This is a genomic window from Spongiactinospora sp. 9N601 (genome assembly GCF_044326295.1).
Classification (GTDB): Bacteria; Actinomycetota; Actinomycetes; order Streptosporangiales; family Streptosporangiaceae; genus Spongiactinospora; species Spongiactinospora gelatinilytica.
Map to the genome: position 1 here is coordinate 89,881 of NZ_JBIRBB010000021.1, position 18,739 is coordinate 108,619.

15 protein-coding genes are annotated in these 18,739 nt (G+C 70.6%); 7 read left to right on the top strand and 8 right to left on the bottom strand.

What is annotated here, in order from left to right; genetic code table 11:
* Positions 1-81: 81 nt before the first annotated feature.
* Positions 82-2,784, bottom strand: a complete 2,703-nt coding sequence (locus ACH34R_RS37320; protein ID WP_397566305.1) for an ATP-binding protein — start codon at positions 2,782-2,784, stop codon at positions 82-84.
* Between the two features lie 76 nt (positions 2,785-2,860).
* On the opposite strand from ACH34R_RS37320, the gene ACH34R_RS37325 reads away from it, so the two are divergent.
* The 3 genes from ACH34R_RS37325 (at position 2,861) to ACH34R_RS37335 (ending at position 5,189) form a co-directional block, all read left to right on the top strand.
* On the top strand, positions 2,861-3,238 hold the full coding sequence (locus ACH34R_RS37325; RefSeq protein WP_397566306.1) for a VOC family protein: 378 nt from the start codon (positions 2,861-2,863) through the stop codon (positions 3,236-3,238).
* Positions 3,239-3,369: 131 nt separating this feature from the next.
* The gene (locus ACH34R_RS37330) at positions 3,370-4,530 is read left to right on the top strand and encodes a sensor histidine kinase (protein ID WP_397566307.1); all 1,161 of its coding nucleotides are present in this window, start codon (positions 3,370-3,372) and stop codon (positions 4,528-4,530) included.
* Positions 4,527-5,189 (top strand): response regulator, encoded by a 663-nt coding sequence (locus ACH34R_RS37335; protein ID WP_397566308.1) that lies wholly within the window; start codon positions 4,527-4,529, stop codon positions 5,187-5,189. Before ACH34R_RS37330 ends, ACH34R_RS37335 begins: the two co-directional genes overlap by 4 nt.
* 140 nt (positions 5,190-5,329) lie before the next feature.
* Here ACH34R_RS37335 and ACH34R_RS37340 read toward each other — a convergent pair whose 3' ends face one another.
* Positions 5,330-6,622, bottom strand: a complete 1,293-nt coding sequence (locus tag ACH34R_RS37340; RefSeq protein WP_397566309.1) for a serine hydrolase domain-containing protein — start codon at positions 6,620-6,622, stop codon at positions 5,330-5,332.
* Position 6,623: 1 nt separating this feature from the next.
* Positions 6,624-8,888, bottom strand: a complete 2,265-nt coding sequence (locus tag ACH34R_RS37345) for a DPP IV N-terminal domain-containing protein (protein WP_397566310.1) — start codon at positions 8,886-8,888, stop codon at positions 6,624-6,626.
* Positions 8,889-8,972: 84 nt separating this feature from the next.
* Between ACH34R_RS37345 and ACH34R_RS37350 the strand changes: the two genes are divergently transcribed.
* On the top strand, positions 8,973-9,617 hold the full coding sequence (locus ACH34R_RS37350) for a TetR/AcrR family transcriptional regulator (protein ID WP_397566311.1): 645 nt from the start codon (positions 8,973-8,975) through the stop codon (positions 9,615-9,617).
* A gap of 16 nt (positions 9,618-9,633) precedes the next feature.
* Here the strand turns inward: ACH34R_RS37350 and ACH34R_RS37355 are convergent, their stop codons facing one another.
* A complete protein-coding gene (locus ACH34R_RS37355) occupies positions 9,634-10,167 on the bottom strand; it encodes a helix-turn-helix domain-containing protein (protein WP_397566312.1) in 534 nt (177 codons plus the stop codon).
* Positions 10,168-10,225: 58 nt separating this feature from the next.
* Here ACH34R_RS37355 and ACH34R_RS37360 point away from each other — a divergent pair, with 58 nt between their 5' ends.
* From ACH34R_RS37360 to ACH34R_RS37370, 3 genes are all read left to right on the top strand, one after another.
* Positions 10,226-11,554 carry an erythromycin esterase family protein gene (locus ACH34R_RS37360; RefSeq protein WP_397566313.1) on the top strand — a complete coding sequence of 443 codons (1,329 nt, stop codon included), beginning with the start codon at positions 10,226-10,228 and terminating at the stop codon, positions 11,552-11,554.
* A 135-nt stretch (positions 11,555-11,689) separates the two neighbouring features.
* Positions 11,690-13,123, top strand: a complete 1,434-nt coding sequence (locus ACH34R_RS37365; protein WP_397566314.1) for an alpha/beta hydrolase — start codon at positions 11,690-11,692, stop codon at positions 13,121-13,123.
* Between the two features lie 1,798 nt (positions 13,124-14,921).
* Positions 14,922-15,353: a hypothetical protein gene (locus ACH34R_RS37370; RefSeq protein WP_397566315.1), complete on the top strand. Its 432-nt coding sequence runs from the start codon at positions 14,922-14,924 to the stop codon at positions 15,351-15,353.
* An 845-nt stretch (positions 15,354-16,198) separates the two neighbouring features.
* Here ACH34R_RS37370 and ACH34R_RS37375 read toward each other — a convergent pair.
* The 4 genes from ACH34R_RS37375 to ACH34R_RS37390 form a co-directional block, all read right to left on the bottom strand.
* Positions 16,199-16,672: a carboxymuconolactone decarboxylase family protein gene (locus ACH34R_RS37375; RefSeq protein ID WP_397566316.1), complete on the bottom strand. Its 474-nt coding sequence runs from the start codon at positions 16,670-16,672 to the stop codon at positions 16,199-16,201.
* A gap of 43 nt (positions 16,673-16,715) precedes the next feature.
* Positions 16,716-17,198 carry a carboxymuconolactone decarboxylase family protein gene (locus ACH34R_RS37380; RefSeq protein ID WP_397566317.1) on the bottom strand — a complete coding sequence of 161 codons (483 nt, stop codon included), beginning with the start codon at positions 17,196-17,198 and terminating at the stop codon, positions 16,716-16,718.
* Between the two features lie 21 nt (positions 17,199-17,219).
* The gene (locus tag ACH34R_RS37385; RefSeq protein ID WP_397566318.1) at positions 17,220-17,408 is read right to left on the bottom strand and encodes a hypothetical protein; all 189 of its coding nucleotides are present in this window, start codon (positions 17,406-17,408) and stop codon (positions 17,220-17,222) included.
* A 147-nt stretch (positions 17,409-17,555) separates the two neighbouring features.
* On the bottom strand, positions 17,556-18,704 hold the full coding sequence (locus ACH34R_RS37390) for a serine hydrolase domain-containing protein (protein WP_397566319.1): 1,149 nt from the start codon (positions 18,702-18,704) through the stop codon (positions 17,556-17,558).
* Positions 18,705-18,739: the final 35 nt, after the last annotated feature.

An 18,739-nucleotide genomic window follows, 5' to 3' on the forward strand; every position in this document is an offset into this window, starting at 1 on the left:
TGCTCCCGCGAAAGCGCTGATCAGGGCGCATGGCGGAGGCGGAGCCGGACCGGATCTCCGCCCGCGGCACACCGGCCGCGGTCAGGAGGTAAGTACGTCGACCGATACGAGCTTGGCGAGTTCCGTCCGGCGGGTCACGCCGATCTTGGGGTAAGCCCGGTAGAGGTGATGGCCGACGGTCCGCGGGCTGAGGTACAACCGCGCCGCGATCTCCCTGTTGCTGTGCCCGGCCGCGGCCAGCCGCACGATCTGGAGCTCCTGCGGGGTCAGCCGCTGGAGCGGGTCGTCGGCCAGGGCGCGGGCCGACGGCCGGTCGCCGAGCACCGCGAGTTCGGCACGGGCGCGCTCGGCCCACCGCGTCGCGCCGAGCCTGGTGAAGGTGTCATCCGCCTGCGCCAGGGTGGTCCGGGCCTCGGAACGGCGGCGCTTGCGGCGCAGCCACTCGCCGTACAGGAGCCTGGTCCGCGCGTGCTCGTACGGCCGGTCGGTGACCAGCGCCAGCGCGGCGCGATAGTGCCGGTCGGCCTCGTCGCCGTCGGCGAGCATGGCCTGGCAACGCGCCTCAAGAGCCTTCCCGAGGACGTTGTGCTCGGCCCACGCCGCCAGCCGCGGCAGGTGCCGCCGGGCCACGTCGCCGCGTCCGGCGCGGATGGCGGCCTCGACCTGGTCCGGTACGGCCCTGATCAGCACGTCGTGCCGGGCGGGCCCGCCGCAGACCTCCTCCAGCCGATCCAGCGCCTGCTCGAAACGCCCGTCCGCGAGATCGAGGAGACCCACCCCCCACGAAGCGAGTGCGGCATTGGTGGGATGCAGGGCCGCGTGCTCGCGTACGTCGGCCGCCAGCGCATGGCACCGGGCGGCGTCACCGGTGACCGCGGCGAGCCACACCGAGATGGCCTTCAGCACGGTCACCTGCATGTCCATGCCGATGTCCGACGCCAGCAGGATGCCCTCGGCGACCTCGCTCTGGGCGTCACGGAAGTCGCCGCGCAGGAGCCGTCCGATCGCCAGCGGCTCCAGCGCGTACGACAGCCAGCCGAGCGAACCCGCCGCCCTGACGTCGGCCACCAGCGACTCCAGCACCTCGACCGCCGCCTCCTCGTCGCCGGTCAGCAACCCCATGAACCCCGCTATCACCCGTTCCACGAAGCCTTCGACGGTTCCTGCCCTGGCCGCCTCGACCAGCGCGCGCATCGGCCCGACCGCCGCGCCGGGATCGCCGGCGGCGAGCCTGCCGTACCCGATGAGCGCCGCGGCGACGGGCCTCAGCGCCGCACCCGCAGGAAGCGGGACGGTCTCCAGCTCGGCGACGGCGCGGCTCAGGAGATCGTGGGCGCATGCGTCACGGGCCGCCCACACGGCCTCGGTCAGCATGGACAGCGCCCGTTCCGGACGGCTCTGCGTGATCAGCGTGGCGGCCTGCAACGCCAGCGCCGCGTCGGCGGCGGGCGACGTGCTCTCGTAGGCCACCTGCGCCCGGACATAGATCGCCTCGGCGGCGACGTCGGGCCGGTCGGTCAAGGCGGCGGCCTCGGAGGCCAGCCGGGTCGCCCAGTCCGGCCGGCCGGCGTCGTAGGCCGACCGGGCCGCGCGCACGATGCGCCGGGCCTTGCCGTCTTGGTCGGTACTGAGCCGCGCGGCCCGCTCGTACGCCAGAGCCACCGCCACCGACCCGCCGCGGTTGCGCGCCCGCTCGGCCGTGCGTTCCAGGTCCGCGGCGACGCTCTCGTCCGGGCCGGTGGCCGCGGCCGCCCGATGCCAGGTCCGGCGATCGTCATCCTCGGCGGGCGACAGGGCGGCGGCCAGGGCCTGGTGCACGGCGATGCGCTGATAGTGCGGGGCGCCCTGGTAGACGGCCGAGCGGATGAGCGGATGACGGAACCTGATCCCCTCCTCCGATGTGACCACCAGACGCGCCTTCTCGGCCTGGCCGAGATCGACAGGCGACACGCCGAGATTCTTCCCGGCGCGCAGGACCACACCCAGGTCGGACGTGCCGTTGGCCGCCGCCAGGAGGAGCAGCAGCCGGGTGGGGGCGGGCAGCTCCTCCAACTGCGCCCGGAAGGCGTCCTGGATGCGTCCGGTGATCCGGAGCGGACCGGGCGCGTCCTGCGGCACGCGGGCGAGCTCGATCAGGGCCAGCGGGTTTCCGCCCGCCTCCTCCAGGAGCCGGTCGCGTACCGGATCGGTCAGCTTGGGCGCGCACTGCGCCAGCACCTCCAGGGCCGATGCGCGATCCAGCCCTTCGAGCTGCATGACCTCGATCCCGGGCGTGGGGAACGGCTGGGCGGTGTCCCGGACCGCGAAGACCATCACGATCGGCTCCGCGTGCAGCCTGCGCGCCGCGAACAGCAGCGCGTCCGATGATGCCTGGTCCAGCCATTGCGCGTCGTCGATCAGGCAGACCAGCGGCCACTGCTCGGCCAGGTCCGACAGCAGGGTCAGCGTCGCGGCGCCGATGAGGAAGGGGTCGGGCACCGGGGTCTGCGCCAGCCTGAAAACCGACCGCATGGCCCCCGCCTGCTGCTCGGGCAGGGCGTCCAGCCGATCCACGAACGGGTGCAGCAGCAGGTGCAGGCCGCTGAAGGGCAACTCGGCCTCGGTCTCGATGCCGACTCCCCGCAGCACCTGCATCTCCTGCGCGGCCGACGCCAGATCGTCGAGCAGAGCGGATTTGCCGATCCCGGCCTCGCCCCTGACCACCAGCGCGGCGCTGCGCCCCTCCCGTGCGTGCGCGAGCAGCCGCTCAAGGCGGGCTCGTTCAAGGCGACGTCCTTTCAGCATGACCGCACAGTAATACAGCTCTGTTTCGGCGGGTGGCGACCGACGGCGACGGCTCTTGCAGGCGTAGCCTGCAAGTATGTCCGTCCATCTGAACCACACCATCATGCCGGCCAGGGACAGGGACACGACCGCCGCCTTCCTCGTCGAGATCCTGGGTCTGGAGCCGGCGCCGGAGTACGGCCCGTTCCGCGTCGTCTCGCTCGGCAACGACGTGTCGATCGACGTCGTGCAGGCGGGCGATGACCTGCCGTCGCAGCATTACGCGTTCCTGGTCGGCGAAGAGGAGTTCGACCAGATCTGGGGCCGGATCAAGGAGCGCGGGCTGACCTACTGGGCCGACCCGTACCACCGGCAGGCAGGGCAGATCAACACCAACGACGGCGGGCGCGGCCTGTACTGGTCCGACCCCAACGGGCACAACCTGGAGATCATCACGGTGCCGTACGGCGGCTAGGGGCCCCTGCGCCTGCGGTGCCTCGCCGGCGAGCGCCCGGCGAGGACGGCCGCTCGACGGCCCGGCGCTATCCTGTGGCACGTCGAGCCGGGTACGGCTCCCCGCCACGAGCCCGCCGGGAGGCGACGACCGTGACAGCCTCCCAGCGCCGGAGCACATGGCCGGCGGCGGCGGTGGTGGCGCACGTGGTCATGGCCCTGCTGACGGTGCTCACCCTGGTGGGCGCCCGGCAGCTCGGCGCGGGCCTGTGGCAGATCCTCATCGCGGCGGGTGCCGCCGCCCTGCTCCATGTGGGAGCGGTGGTGGCCCATCGGCGGCCGTGGGCGGGCTACGCGATCGGCGCGCTGGCCATGCTCGTCCTGGTGACGATGCCCTTCGTGGGCTGGTCACCGAACCTGCTGCCCTCGGCCGTGTACTTCCCCCTGGCGTTGTGGCGGCTGACCACCCGGGCCTCGCTGCGGTCCTCGGTGGTCGCGCTGGCCGTCGCCGCGCTCGGGATCGTCCTCACCGAGGTGGTGGCGTGGGCCAGGCTGCCCCCTGACGTCCCCGGGTGGGCCCGCCTGGGCGAGGGCGCGCTGCTGATGCTCGTGGTCGGCGGTGTGTGGCTTGCGGCCCTGCTGGTACGCCGCAGGCACGAGGCCGGCCGGCGAGCCGAGAGCGAACGACTGGCCGCGGCGGTCGCGGGCGAACGGGCCGGCATCCGCCGCGACCTGCACGACGTGATCGCCCACACGGTCACCGTCATGGTCGCGCGGATCGAGGCCGCGGCGGTGACGACGACGGATCCGGCGACCCGCCGCGAACTCGGCGACATCGCCGAGGCAGGCCGGGACGCCCACCAGGGGCTGCGAGCGATGCTGGCCACCGTGGCGCCGCGCGCCGGTGCCCGGCCCGCGGAGGTCCCGATCTCGCTCGACGCCCTCCCCGACCTGGTGGCCTCGGCGGCGAGCCCGCTGCACGCGGTGACGTTCGCGGAGTCGGGGGAGCGGCGGCCACTGAGCCTGAGTGCCGAGGTCGCGGCGGTCCGTACCGTGCAGGAGGGCATCACCAACGCGCTGCGCCACCTCGAACCACCGGTCGAGGTGGCCGTTCGCCTGTGCTGGACCCCGGCCGAGGTGGTGGTGGAGGTGCGCGACGACGGCGGCAGGGCGCCGCGCGACGCCGGAAGTCAGGGGACCGGTTTGATGGGGATCGAGGAACGTGTGCGTACCGCCGGTGGCACCCTGTCGATCGACGACGGGGCCGACGGGTGGGTGCTGCGGGCGCGGCTGCCCACGAAGGAGGGGGCGTGACCGGGATCCGTGTCATGCTCGTCGACGATCAGGAGTTGCTGCGGGCCTCGCTCCGTACGGTGCTGTCGGCCGACGAGCGCATCGAGGTCACCCATGACGTCGCGAACGGCGGCGACGCGATCGAGGTCGTCCGGCGGCACCGCCTCGACGTGGTGCTGATGGACATCCGCATGCCGCGCATGGACGGGGTCGCCGCCACCGCGGAGATCGTCAGGATCGCACCGGCGACGCGGGTGCTCATGCTGACGACCTTCGATGACGACGAACTGGTCGTGGCCGCCATCCGGGCCGGCGCGAGCGGCTACCTGACCAAGGACGTCCGGCCCGCCGCCCTGGCCCAGGCCGTGTGCGACGTCGCCTCCGGGACGTCGGCGCTGGCCCCGGGGGTGGCCGCGACGATCCTCGATCTCCTGCGGCAGGTGCCGGCGCGGCGGACGGCGGCCCTGGACGGCCTCACCCCGCGCGAGGTCGAGGTCTTCGGACTGCTCGCCCGCGGCAGGTCCAACAGCGAGATCTGCGCCGAACTGGTGCTGAGCGAGAACACGGTGAAGTCGCATGTCCGGGCCGTCCTGCAGAAGCTGGGCCTGCGTGACCGCGTACACGCGGTGATCCACGCCTACGAGAACGGGCTTGTCGGCCGCGGCGACCTGCCCGGGTGAGGCTTCCACCCTGCCGGGTGTCCCGGCCCACCCCCAGGGTGAGGCCGGCCGGTGACGCCCGGCCCAGGTTCGACGTCGTGTCCGGTACGGCCGGCCATGGTGAACGACCGACCTGGGCGGGAACCCGCTGGGTCAGGCGATCACGCGCGGCGGGCGGTGAACGCGCCGTTGTGCAGCAACTCGGCTCTGCCGTCGGGGCAGGTGAAGGCGATGTCCCAGGTGTGGTGGCCGGTGACGGCGTCGTCGAGGGGGAAGAAGCGGTCGCCGCCGAGGGGGCGCAGCGGCGTGGTGATCGTCTCCGCGCCCCCGGCGGACACGCCGAGCGTGAGTCCCGAGGCGCCCGCCGTGACGACATAGCCGAAGCCGTGCGCCTCGTAGCGGCCGGTGTAGCGGCGCGGGTCGATCTCCACGCTCGGATCGGGCTCGGGCCTGCGCGGCTTGGCGATGCCGAAGGACGGGAAGAGGACGTCGAAGACGGCGTCCGCGAAGGCGTATCCGCGCGCGGGTGTGTTGACGATGACGGCGACGGCCACGTCGCGCTCGGGCACCCAGAGCAGAGTGGAGGATCCGCCGAGGTTGGACCCGCTGTGGCCGAAGACGTCCACACCGTCCCAGTGCTTGCGGTACGGCCCCACGCACCAGGAGTCGGCGAACCACCGGGACGGTACGTCCACCTGCGGTGTGTGCATCTCGGCCACGCCGGCCGCCGACAGGATCCCGGCCCCGCCCCGCAGGAAGATCCGTCCGAAGCGCACCAGGTCGCCCGCGGTGGCGGCCAGCGTCGATCCTGACGGGCCCATGCCCCGCGAGAACGTCCAGCGCGGGACCGGCTCACCGGTGTCCGGCTGGTGGCCGACCGCCACGCGGTGGAACGGCAGCTCCTCCGGCAGGCTGACCGACGCGGACAGGCGCGCGGGTTTCAGCAGGCGCTCGCGCAGAGCGTCGTCCCAGGACAGGCCGGTCAGCCGCTCGATGAGGAGACCGGAGACGATGGTGGAGGCGTTGGAGTAACCGTAGGCGGTGCCCGGCCGGAAGCTCATTGGCACGTCGGCCAGCAGGGCCACGTACGCGGCCACGCAGTCGTCGCCCCTGCCGGTGTCGGCGTACGGGCCGTTGTCGATGCCGCTGGTCATCGCCATGAGCTGGCGGGGCGTCACCGTCCTGGCCGCCTCCTCGTCGTGAAGACGCAGCTCGGGCAGGTACTCGGCCACCGGCAGGTCGATGTCCACGAGGCCCTCGTCGGCCAGTTGCATGACCATGACGGCCGTGTGGAGCTTGGTGGTGGAGCCGATCTGGAGGAGGGTGTCCGCGGTCATCGGGGTGCCGAGGCGGGCGTTGGCCAGGCCGATGGCCTCCTCGCTGATCTCCTCGCCGCGCGCGACGGCGATCTGGGCTCCGGTGATACCGAGGTCCTTCGCGATCCGGCGGAACATGTCATGCCCCCATGAGCTGGTCGAGGAGTTCGGGCGTGAGCGGGATGTCCTTGAGCCGGTAGCCGCGCGGCGGCTCGGCGCCCATGAGGTGACGTACCAGGTAATCCCAGCGCCGGCGGGTCACATAGTGGCCGTACCCGACGAAACTGTGCTCGGCGCCGGGGACGATGAGCAGGTCGAAGTCCTTGTTCGCGGCGATCAGCCGGTCGGCGAGCCGCATCGTCAGGTGCGGGGTGACGTTGTCGTCCATCTCTCCGTGGACCAGCAGGAGCCTGCCCTGGAGCCGGTCGGCGATCTCGGTGTTGGCCGAGCGGGCGTACACCTCCGCGTCCACCGGGCCGTCATAGGACTCCCCCCAGAGCGCGTGGTAGAGGCGCTGGTCGTGGTTGCCGCACTCGGCGACGCCCACGCGGTAGAAGTCCGGATACGCGCACAGCGCCCGGACGGTCGCGAAGCCGCCGCCGGACATCCCGAACACTCCCACCCGGTCGAGATCCAGCCAGGGCCTGGTCTGCGCGAGTTGCCTGATGGCCGCCACGTGGTCGGCCAGGCCGCCCGCGTCGCCGAGCCTGCCGTACGACTCGTCGTGGAACTCCTTGCTCCGCCCGGGGGTGCCGCGGCCGTCGACCGCGACCACGGCGAAGCCGAGCGCCGCCGCCGCCTCGGCCTCGTGACCGTAGAATCCGGCGTCGAAACCGGCGTGCACGCGGTGGGCCTGCGGGCCCGGGTAGGGATGGTCCACCACGGCATAGCTCTTGCCGGGATCAAAGCCGGCGGGCTTGTACAGCAGGCCGTGGATCTCGCTCACGCCGTCGGCGGCGATCGTCGTGAACTCCTCCGGCGGTCGCCAGCCCGCCTCCAGCAGCGGGGTGACGTCGGCCCGCTCCAGTTCGGCCAGGACACCGCCGTCCCAGTCGCGGACGGTGGTCACCGGTGCCGTGCTCACCGTGGAGGCGGAGTCGACGAAGTAGGCGGAGGAGTCCGGTACCTGAACCGCGTGGTCGAGGTCGTCGTCGCCGAGCCGCTGGAAGCCGGTGCCGTCCAGGCCGGCCCGGCAGACCTGGCGGCGGTACGGGGAGCCCGCGACCAGGCCGGTCGCCACGAACACCACCGTGCGGGCGTCCTCGTCGACGTGCAGGATCTGCTGTACGCCCCAGGCTCCGGAGGTCAGTCGCCTGGGCGGGTCGCCGGGCTCGCCGTACAGGTAGAGATGACCCCAGCCGTCACGCTGGGAGTACCAGATCACCTCGCCGGTCCCGTCGAGCACCCGGACGATGGGGCGCTGGGCGATCTGCTGGGCGGGCTCGGTCCTGGTCGTGCCCGACTCCTCGACGAGGGTCCGCACCTCGCCCGTGGCGGGGTCGAGCCGGTTGAGCCGGAGGGTGCGCTGATCGCGGGTCTGCTCCAGGACGTACACGGCGGAGCCGTCGGCGGCCCACCACACCCGGCCTTGGTGGATCGGCGAAACGTACAGCATCGGCAGCGGAGGGCTCTCGGCCCGGACGACGCTCCCGGTGACCACATCGATGATCATCAGCTCGGCCAGCGGCACGGCCTCGTCGCCGGGCAGCGGGTAACGCTGCGTGAACACCTCTGGAGCCCCGCCACCGGGCGGTGCGGCCTCCACGAGCGGCATGACGCGGACCCCGCGCTGGTCGGTGCGATGAAGGACGATCTTGCTGGAGTCGGGCGACCAGACCACCGCGGGCGGCAGATGGGACAGCCCCAGCCGCCGCAACAGGGTGAACGGCGTGACCGCGTCGGTCGCGGCGCCGTAGGCGTGATCGGCGGTGCCGTCGTGGGTGAGGCGCTTCTGCTCGCCGGTCTTGAGGTCGCGAAGCCACAGGTCGTGGTCCTGGCGGAAGATCGCCAGGCGTTCGTCGGGGGAGGCCACGTCGAGGGGGCCTCGCACAGATGGATCCCGCTTCTCGCAGAGGTCCGGTGAATATCGCCAGTGCGCCCCGAACGCGTCGAACTCGACCGCCCCGTCCAGCACGGTGATCGCACGGAACGGCAGCGCGCCCGGGGAGACTGCCTCGCCTGACGCGGTCGTGAGGGCCTCGGCCAGCCGGTCGTGGTCGAAGGCCGGCTCACGGGTCCCGCGCGCCGGGTCGACCAGGACGAACTCGCCCGGCTCCACCCGGTACCAGAACCGGGCTCCTCCGTCGATCCAGTGCGGCCGGACCACGGCGCGCGGCACGAGCGCGGATCGGTACGGCGTGAGCAGCGACTCGGCCCTGGCATACGTGGCGGCATCGAGTTCCATGACGTCCTCCTGCGATAAGGTACATAGTACGTTAGCCGATAACGCACTAAGTACGTTATGCTTTCGCGGCCACGATCTGGAGGCATGGTGACGACGAAGCGCGCCCCGCGGGGGAGCCTGACCAAGGACCGCATCGTGACCGCCGCCATCGACCTGCTCGACCGCGAGGGACTCGACGCGCTGACCGTCCGCCGCCTGGCCACGGAGCTGCAGGTTCGTCCCATGGCGCTGTACAACCACGTGAACGGGAAGGCGGACATCCTGGCCGCCGTCGCCGAGGAGATGACCAGCCGCCTGGATCTTCCGGACGCCGCCACGGCAGGGGCCGACGGCCTGCGCGCCGTGTTCCGGAGCTACTTCCGCCTGCTCGTCGAGCACCCCGTCCTGCTCCAGTTGAACGACACCCTGGAGCAGGCCAACCCGGCCGAGCTGCGCGTCTCCGAGCGGGCCTACGCCATCATGCGGCAGGCCGGCCTCGAACCTCGCGACGCGGTCGGGCTGCTGGCCGGCATGGTCCGCTTCACCATCGGCTGCGCGCTGCTGTACCCGCACCGGCACGCCTGGGACGATGACCCCGGCCACTGGGATCGGACGCGCGAGGCGATCATGGCACTACCGGCGGGGGAGTATCCCGAGCTGCGGGCGATGGGCGCCGACCTGCCGATCTTCACCCAGGAGGACGCCTTCGAGTTCGGTCTCGACGTCTTCCTCGCCCGGCTCGGCCCCTGAGCGGCATCGTCCGAGTTCACTCGCGCTGTTCCGTGGGAAAGAAGATCGCGCTGATCACATGCGGCCGTCGCTTCGGCGCGGGCCCGTTCCCCGCCCTGGCTCTCAGCACCTCCAGCAACTCACCCGCGACCTCCTCCATCTCCGCCGGGCTGAGCCATAGCGTGCCCTGCCGATACCCCACCCGATCCGCGGCCGGATCGGCTCCCGGCCGATCGAGATAGGCGTTGAACTCGGCGAGCAGCGCCGCCATGGCCACCGCGAACCCGTGACGGTGGTCTTCGTTCGACATGGCCTGGGCCGTGTCGGGGTCGATGTGCAGGGCGTCGTGCCGGAGGCGGTAGTGGCGCTCGATCATGCCTCGCACCCGCTGCTCGCCGGCGACCTCCAGCAGGCCGGCGTCGGCGAGCATGCCGACGTGCCGGTACAGGGTGGTCTTGGGCACGTCGGGCAGGCTCTCGCACAGGTCGGACGTGGTCCGGGTGCGCCCACCCGAAAGTGCCCACATGATGCGCAGCCGGACCGGGTGCAAGATCAGCTCAAGCGTGTCCACGAGTCAATTCTCCCATAGATGGTACTATTCCCAAACTTGGGACTATTGGAGGGCATCGATGAGCACGCACACCACGACACCACCGGCCCGGCTCGGCGACGCGGCCGTGATCCCCCTGCGCACGCTCGATCCGGCCGCCGCGCTGGACGACCTGGAATGGCTGGACGAGGCGATCGGGGACGCGCGGGTGGTGGCGATCGGCGAGAGCGCGCACTACAACCGCGAGTCCTACGAACTGCGCCACCGCCTCCTGCGCTACCTGGCCGAGCGGCACGGTTTCGACGCCTACGCGATGGAGACCGGTTTCACGGAGGGATGGCGTACCGACGCCTGGGTCCGCGGCGGTGACGACGATCGGCTCGGCGGGGTCATGGCGGGCGGTCTGACCTCGCTGATGGGCCTGTGGCGGCAGATGGGCGCCCACCTGGAGTGGATGCGCGGGCACAACGCCTCCGCCGAGCACCCGGTCGGCTTCTACGGCATCGACCTGGGAGGCCAGAACGCCTCGCTGATCCCCGCCCTGGACGCCGTGCTCGCCTTCCTCGCGCGGGCCGATCCCGGCTTCGAGGCTGACCCGGTCATCCGGGAGACGGCCTCGGCCTTCGCGGCGACGTCCCCGTTCGCCGCGCCCGCGACCATGGCCGCCTACGCACGGCTTCCGCTTGAGACCAAGAACGCGCTGACGGCCGGGCTCGCCGGCCTTGCCGCCCGGATGAAAGGCCGCCGTCTGGAGTACGTCAGGCGCGCCACCGCCGAGGCGTACGAGCGCGCGCTGCGCTCCATGCGTCACGCGCTCACCCTGGACTCCGTCATCCGCGGCATGACCGGCGGTGACCAGCGAAGCGTGCTCTACAACCGCGACGCCGAGATCGCCGGCACCGTCGAAGAGATCCTGCGCAGACACGACCGGATCGTGCTGGCCGCCCACAACGCCCACATCCAGCGCGGGCCCGCCGTACTCCCGGGCATGGACCCGGTGACCCCGATGGGCATGCACCTGGCAGACCGGCTGGGCGAGGACTACCTGGTCATGGGCACCACGTCGGGAACCGGCCAGATGCTCAACTCCGACGCCGCCGCCTTCATGTCCGGCACCCTCTTCGCACCGATGCCCGCCCCGGAGCCCGGCAGCCTCGACGCCCTCATGCACGCCAGCCACGACGGCCCCTTCGCCACCGACCTACGGCGACTGTCCCCCACAGACGCTCACACCGTCCGTACCACCACCGCCCAGCGCGCCGGCCTCGGCGCCTTCTACGCGCCGGTCAACGCCCTGAACGCGTACGACATCCTCATCCACCTCCCACACGTCACCGCCGCCGACCCCGACGAGGCCGCACTGGCCTGCTCGCCCCAGGAGGTACGGGAGGCGTTCTCCCGCCGATGAACGCACGGCACTGGTGGCGACAGTGCTCCGCCTGGTCGTTCGGCCGATCGGGATCGTCCTTTCGGTCGATGATCATGCTCGGGTGGGCGGGGAGAATGCTGCTCCGTGATCCGATTCCCGATGATTCTTGCCGTGGTGTCCGCATCAGTGGCCGGTCTGGGCGGTGGTGCGTTCGCCTCTGCTTCCGCCCCTGCTCCGGGCGGCCTGTCCTGGCACGAGTGTGCTGACCGGCCGGGGGCCGAGTGCGGGGTGATCGATGTGCCGCTCGACTGGGGCGCGCCGTCCGGTGCGAAGATCAAGCTGACCGTCGTACGCCGGAAGGCCACCGATTCCGCCGCCCGTGTGGGCACCCTCTTCTACAACCCGGGTGGCCCGGGGGTGCCTGCGGCTCTACTGGTGCGCGACTATCCTTCCGACACCTTCTCCGACGAGTTGCGCCGCCGCTTCGACATCATCGGCATCGACCCGCGCGGGGTGGGGGAGAGCACGCCCGCGGTGCGGTGCGGCCTGCCCGTCCACGACCCCGCGATCACCCAGTTCCCGGAGAGCAAGGCCGGATACGATCGGCTCGCCGCGTCGAGCACGGCCGTCGGCCGCAGTTGCCTGACGGCCACGGGCCCCCTGCTGGGGCGGCTCGACACGGCGAACGTCGCGCGCGACTTCGACGCGGTACGGGCCGCGCTCGGTGAGGCGAAGATCAGCTTCTTCGGCAAGTCGTACGGCAGCATGCTTGGCGCGCGGTACGCCCGCCTCTTCCCCGGCCGGGTGCGCACTATGGCGCTGGACGGCGCGGTCGACCAGGGCATCCCCACGTCCCGGCTGGTCATCGACGCGGCTCAGGCCGTGGAGGACTCCTTCGACCGGTTCACCGCCTGGTGCGCGGGCACCGCGGCGTGCGCCCTGCACGGCCGCGATGTCGGCAAGGTGTGGGACGACCTGGTCGCCACGGCGGAACGCGAGCCGATCGATGTGCGAGGCGGCCGGCCACTGACCGCAGAGGAACTGCGCTACTCCGCCTACGCATACCTCACCAACACCCCGCAATTCGCCAGGGGACTGGCGACCGCGATCACGCAGGCCGAGCAGGGGGACGGCCGGCTCTTCGCGACCATGCGAGCCCAGGCGCTGGAAGACCCGGTGAGCACGGCCGCCTACCGCTCGATCCTCTGCTCGGACGTCGATCCCCGGATCCGTGGCTACGGTGACGTGCGCAACCGACTGCGGAAGGTCCTCAAGACGGCCCCCCACATGCGCGGTACGTCGGAGTTCTGGGACATGACCGTAGGCTGCCTGGGCTGGCCGATCTCCCCGGCCCGCGCCCCGCACGAGAGCCCGATCAAGGGTCTGCCGCCGGTCCTTGTCGTCGGCAACACCCACGACCCCGCCACCCCGCTTCGCTGGGCGCGCAGCCTCTCAGCGCGTATCCAGGGCTCTGGCCTGCTGACCAACGACGGTGACGGCCACACCGCCTACCGCAGATCCGCCTGTGCGACCCGGCACATCGACGCCTACCTCGTGACGGGGAAGCTGCCCGCCACCGGCACCGTGTGCCAGGCCGAGACGCCCTGACCTGTTGAACCCGCCGGCGTTTGCGCTCGCCGACGGTGGGTGCGGCGGAGCCGGTCGTGCTTGGCGCGGATCAACGACCCGCCCATCAACGAGCGCACTGGCCGCCGTCATGGACCGAGGAAACGGCCAAGCGGATCGTCGGGCAGAAGGTGAACCCGGTGGCCACGGCCGAGAAGCGACGGCGATTCACAAGATGGCATGCGAGGCGCAGGTCGCCGCGGCAGCGCTCACAGACCTCCGACGCAGAGTGCCCGCACCTACGACAGCCCCGCCGAGCCCGCCCTGACGGGGTCCCTGAGCAGGCATGGCCTCACCAGCGGTGAACGCGTGTGCGGGCATGGCCCGAACAGGGTGCGGGGCACCGGCACGACGGTTTCGGCTGATCAATTCTGTGGAGCCGGGCGGGCGCGCGGTGGTGCTGGGCTGTGCTGGCCCCGTGATCAAAGACTTTGAGATGGTGGTGGGGATACTAGATTGAAGAACCAGTGGCCTCTACCGTGTCGAGGCGGTTCGGATGGTTCGCTGACCTGTGACGCTCCTGGATTCGTAGGGCAGTGGCGTCAAATGGGACCGATTGACGCAGGTTGAGAGCCGTTGGGATCGATCGAGCGCTCTTGTTGATCTTTAAATTTGGTCGGGGGGCACGGGGAGCAAGCAGCCGCACTGCACATGCACGTCATGGTGCTCCACCTGGCGTGCGCCGGGGAGACGCGCGTGTCGGCTATCATCGGCAGCACCTTGCTCAGACACCTGCGATGCCGTGCCGACCTGCACCCTCATGTTGGTGACGCAGAGTGCCTGGATCGGGGCAGGCTCGATCCCATCGAGCTCGGCGATGTGCCGCCCCCGCGCGGCGCGCCTCCAGCGGGCTGAGCGACGGAAACGTCATCCTGTGCGCGCACGACATGAGCCTCCGCGAAAGGGGGGCCCATCGACGGCTTGAACGGCTTCGAAGACGCCCCCATGTGCGGATCATGGATTTGTGTCCGTGTCACCCGACCCGCTCCCTTGAGCCTCCTCCAGGCGGGCCCGGTGATACCTGCATTGTGCGCGTCCGCATCACACACTCGAACTCCCACCATCGACCTGTCCGCCGCCGCACCCGAACCCATCGGCGGGAACCCGCCACCGGTCTATCCACTTACGGTCACGGCTAACGGCGTCGCCTCGGATGAGCGACCATGCGGTGACGGCGGCACGGTTCAATCCTGCCTGCCCGAACCCGCCCCCGTCGCCGGTGGCTGCGCCACCACGGGCTTTACGATGTTCTCGTGCACGGTGGAAGAGCCCCGGCCCGGCCAGGGCGCCCCCGCGAATCCCACCGCGGAAGACCCCGCCCCCGCCCCCGCCAACCCGCAACCCGGCGGCACAGGCGGCAAACCCCCAAGAAAGCCACCTACTTCCACAGAGGGCGACTGCACGCCTGATCCAGATGAGTCGGATTGGGTAGATCCTGATCTCATCAATTTTTCGCAGCGTACCGTGTCACCGCACAACTATGCTCAGCTCATGCAAGATGGGGCTGTGGGATTGGAGCCGCTCTGGTGCCGCCCTGCGGGTGATCGAGGTAGGCGGCCAGCTGGTCACGTACGACAACCGTCGCCTCGACGCCGCACGCGAGGCGGGCCAAGCGGGTGCGAGTCGTATGAGTGAACCCCGACGACCCATTCCCAGAATCCACAACAGGGAAAACTTGGCAGCAGAAATTCCAAGAGCGCTACAACGATCCTCGTAACCGTCGCGCCGGGGGCTGCGTACCTGACACAGGGCTTCCGGATCGGCCCGGATGGACCTCAAAATGAGTATCAGCAGGATCGAGCGGATGTGGGCAGAAGGCAAGCTGCCAATCCATGACGGACTTTACCGTGCGGACGGCTCAAGCTGGACGATCGGCATCGACGTTTCCGCCCGCCCGAGCATAGATTTGCTGGGCCCTTTTGATCTTGAATCCTTTCTTGATGCCGACCCCGACTATATGGCTGCCATAGATATCACAATCGAGAAGGAAATTCCTGGTGGCTCCGGCTTTATGTGTGCAGGAGAAGGATCCCATGGGTCGGAGGGATTCTTCGCCAGGTTGGACCGGCGGAGAAGGTTGATTTGGGTGGTCTATCTGGAGTTTTCGAACCCCTTTATCGAAATGGTGATAGACGAGAGGGTTGCCCTGGTACCCTCTAGCTCGGGCTTGTGTATTAGTGTGGATCTGACGTACCCAGAATTCAGTAACTGAGTATGTCGACGCCCTTGCGGGCACAACGGCGCGAACACGCCGATGGGGGCAGGGCTGTCGTGGGCGTCGCACGCAACTTTTATGGTGGGCCACCATATCTGCCGCCTGCCTTCAACCATGCGGGTGCCTCGGCGAGGGAGCGTGCCATCGGGGGGCGAACCGGTTGCGGGCAAACTCGGCCAGGGCCTCCTCGTCGAGCGGCTTGACTCGTACAGGTATGTGCGAGCGCTGTGTAGCAGCTCCACCTCACTGGACGGCTGCGCGGGAGCGTCCGGAGCGGCCTTCCGATCGGCCGGCGCCCATAGCAGGGTCTCTCGATCGCACTGGTCGGGAATCTGGTGGAGTATCAGCTCTCGCAGCCGATCCACGGGCTTGGCAGAACGCGCCGCGTTCAGGGTCGCCCGCCAGTCCACCGTACTTCTGGGCCACCAAGGCCGCGAGCGTCTCGCTCCAGCGCTTAGGTTGACGTGAATGGTCGGCCGCTGGGCCAGGATCACGATCGAGATCAGGGCGATTCACCCTGCAGGCCGAGCGGCGCATGCGCGTGCTCGGCCTGCAGGGTGCCCGCCGGGGTAAGAAGATCCGCACCACGACGCCCGATCCGGGGCATGCGCGGGCGGCCGACCGGCTACGGAGTGCCCGCCTGGTGCGGCGTCGTCTATGTCGCGTTCGTCGTGGACATCTACTCCCGGGCGATCGTCGGCTGGGCCGCCCCGTCGGCCAAGCACACCACGTTCGTGCTGGACGCCCTGGACATGGTTGGCCGCTGGGCGGACGGCAGTGGTGTAGCGGCGGGACCGCTCCCGCACGGCCGGCCGAGGGGGCGGCCGTGCGGGAGGATCCGGTCAGTTCCAGGTGGTGCCGGCGGGATCTTTGATGATGTTGTTGATGGTGTTGAAGAGATTGCCGGCGGCCGTCCACAGGATCAGGGTGGCGCGCTGGCGTTCGTCGAAGTGCTCGACGAGTTCGTCCCAGACCGCGTCGGGGACGGCATCGCCGGACCGGTCGTTCATACGGGCCGCCGCCTCGGCCAGCGCCAGGGCGGCCCGTTCGGCTTCGGTGAAGTACGGCGACTGCCGCCATGCCGCCACCGTGATCAGTTGGTCGTCGGTGACTCCGGCCCTTCTGGCCTCCGCAGTGTCGGCGTACAGGCAGGCGCTGCCGCCGTTGACCTGGCTGCCGCGCATGGCGGCGAGCATCAGCGTCGACGCCGGGACGATGCCCTGCTCCATGTCGTGCCGTATGGCCCGCATGAGCGCCCCGATCGCGTGTCCCGCGTCCGGTACCAGGTAGGCGGGATTGGCCATCCGCGCGTGCATGATTCGTTTCTCCTTGAGATGCCGGTGTGCTGAACGAGGGCGCTCACGACCTCCACTGCTCCGCCGGCGACACCCCGGGCAGCGGCTTGCCGATGAGGGCCAGGGGGAGGAAGAAGCAGACCTGGCCGATGGCCATGATGAGCGTGGCGAGCGCCTTGTCGTCGTACTGCTCGGAAGCCCTCGCGTACAGCTCGTCGGAGACGCGCTCGCCGGACGGGTTCGGGGTGAGCACGGATTCGACCAGTTCCAGGGCGATGCGTTCGGCATCGGTGAAGTAGGGGGCGTCCCTCCAGGAGGCCACGGTGGCGATGCTCTCCTCGGTGGCACCGGCCGTGCGGAGGTTGCCGGTGTGCAGGGTGGTCAGGTAGGTGTTGCCGGCGATCTGGCCGGCGCGCAGCTGTAGCAGGCTGATGGTGGCCTGCGGGATGGCGCCGTTCCCGGTCGCCTTGTACAGGGCGCCGCCGATGTCCTTGAGCTCGGGGATGAGCGCGGCGGGGTTGGGCAGGCGCGATTCGGTGGTGGTCATTGTGGGGTTCCCTTCCGGGTTTCAGATGGTGGATCGCTGCACTGACGGATCGCACGCCGCGAAGGTGACCGGTGAGGCGGCCGATTTCATCCGAGCGTTGCTGCTCAGGGTTTCCGGCGTGGGTTCGGTCTCCCGGTTCCTGGGGCGAGGCCGCAGAAGGAGGACGGCGGTGCGGATCGCGGCCAGGCAGAAGCCGCCCGCGCCGAGCATGCCGACGGCATAGCCGCTGGTGAGCGCGTCGTGCGGAGGTGTGCCCCGCGGCCGGCTCGTGGCGGCCGTGCCGGCGATGCCGGCCAGGACGGCCAGGCCGAGCGCGCCGCCGATCTGCTGGCGATTGGTGTACTCATCCGAAGCTCCTCAGGCGGGCGTGGCGGCGCGGTGAACGGCGGCGGCGAGCCGGTCGTGCTCGGGGTAGGACCAGCCGAAGCCGAAGCGGCGCCGGGTGTAGCCGAAGGCGATGCCGCTGCGCGGGTCGGCGAAGGACTCCGAGCCCGCCGAACCGTCGTGGCCGAACGCGTTCGCGCTCAGGAACGCATATCGCAGGCCCTTGGCCTGGAAACCGAGCGCGTAGTTGCCCTGCTCGCCGCGGACCAGGTCGGTGCCGACAGAGTGGATCTGGGCGAACCCGGCGACGGTGTCCTGCTTGAGCAGCGGGGGGCGTCCGTCGATGCCCCAGACGGCCGCCGCGTACAGGCCGGCCAGGCCGCGCGCGCTGCCCACCCCGCCGCCCGACGCCTGGCCGTTCGCGCGGACGGCGCGGGAGTTGGCGAAGGCCACCTGGTCCAGCGGTGGTGTGCTGTTGAGCCCGTAACCGATGCCGGGAATGCTGTGCGGGCCGGGGAGGTTCGACCGGAACGCGGCCTCCTGCTCCGGCGTGGCCGTCCACCATTGGATCGGCCGGAACCGGTCCTCCTCGGTCTCGGGCAGCCCCAGATAGAGATCCAGCCCGTACGGGATCCGGATGCGCTCGTCGTACACCTGTTGCAGCGACCGCCTCGTCACCCGCCGGATCACCTCGCCCGCCATGGCGAACGTGACGAACCCGCCGTAGCCGTAGGCCGAGCCGGGCCGCCAGTACGGCCGCTGCCCGGCCAGGCGGCGGGCGATCATCGCGTCGTCGGCCAGTTCGTCCGCCGGCAGCCCGCCGTCGATGCCGATCACGCCGGAGCGGTGGGTCAGCACATCCCGCAGCGTGATCCTTTCCTTGCCGGCGGCGGCGAACTCCGGCCAGTGCCGGGCCACCGGCTCGTCGAGATCGAGGACGCCCTCCTGGACCAGCAGCGCCGTCACCAGCGTCGCGGCGCCCTTGGTGGAGGAGTAGACGCCGGTGAGCGTATCGCCGCTCACCTCCTCCCCGGCCCACAGGTCCACCACCCGCTGGCCGCGTACGTAGGCGGCGAGCTGCGCGCCCGCCTGGCCGTCCTGCTCGGCCACCACCGCGGCGAAGGTCTCGCGCACCGGCTCGAAGCCGTTCTCAACCGTTCCGTGGACATCCGTCCTGCTCATCGCCTGAAACCCTTCGTGAGTGAGGGTCGATTGCG

Bases quoted from the DNA above. Each gene is read 5' to 3' on its own strand.
- ACH34R_RS37320 (WP_397566305.1), bottom strand. From the start codon at position 2,784: ATGCTGAAAGGACGTCGCCTTGAACGAGCCCGCCTTGAGCGGCTGCTC.
- ACH34R_RS37325 (WP_397566306.1), top strand. From the start codon at position 2,861: ATGTCCGTCCATCTGAACCACACCATCATGCCGGCCAGGGACAGGGAC.
- ACH34R_RS37340 (WP_397566309.1), bottom strand. From the start codon at position 6,622: ATGTTCCGCCGGATCGCGAAGGACCTCGGTATCACCGGAGCCCAGATC.
- ACH34R_RS37345 (WP_397566310.1), bottom strand. From the start codon at position 8,888: ATGGAACTCGATGCCGCCACGTATGCCAGGGCCGAGTCGCTGCTCACG.
- ACH34R_RS37350 (WP_397566311.1), top strand. From the start codon at position 8,973: ATGGTGACGACGAAGCGCGCCCCGCGGGGGAGCCTGACCAAGGACCGC.
- ACH34R_RS37360 (WP_397566313.1), top strand. From the start codon at position 10,226: ATGAGCACGCACACCACGACACCACCGGCCCGGCTCGGCGACGCGGCC.
- ACH34R_RS37370 (WP_397566315.1), top strand. From the start codon at position 14,922: ATGAGTATCAGCAGGATCGAGCGGATGTGGGCAGAAGGCAAGCTGCCA.
- ACH34R_RS37375 (WP_397566316.1), bottom strand. From the start codon at position 16,672: ATGCACGCGCGGATGGCCAATCCCGCCTACCTGGTACCGGACGCGGGA.
- ACH34R_RS37380 (WP_397566317.1), bottom strand. From the start codon at position 17,198: ATGACCACCACCGAATCGCGCCTGCCCAACCCCGCCGCGCTCATCCCC.
- ACH34R_RS37385 (WP_397566318.1), bottom strand. From the start codon at position 17,408: ATGCTCGGCGCGGGCGGCTTCTGCCTGGCCGCGATCCGCACCGCCGTC.
- ACH34R_RS37390 (WP_397566319.1), bottom strand. From the start codon at position 18,704: ATGAGCAGGACGGATGTCCACGGAACGGTTGAGAACGGCTTCGAGCCG.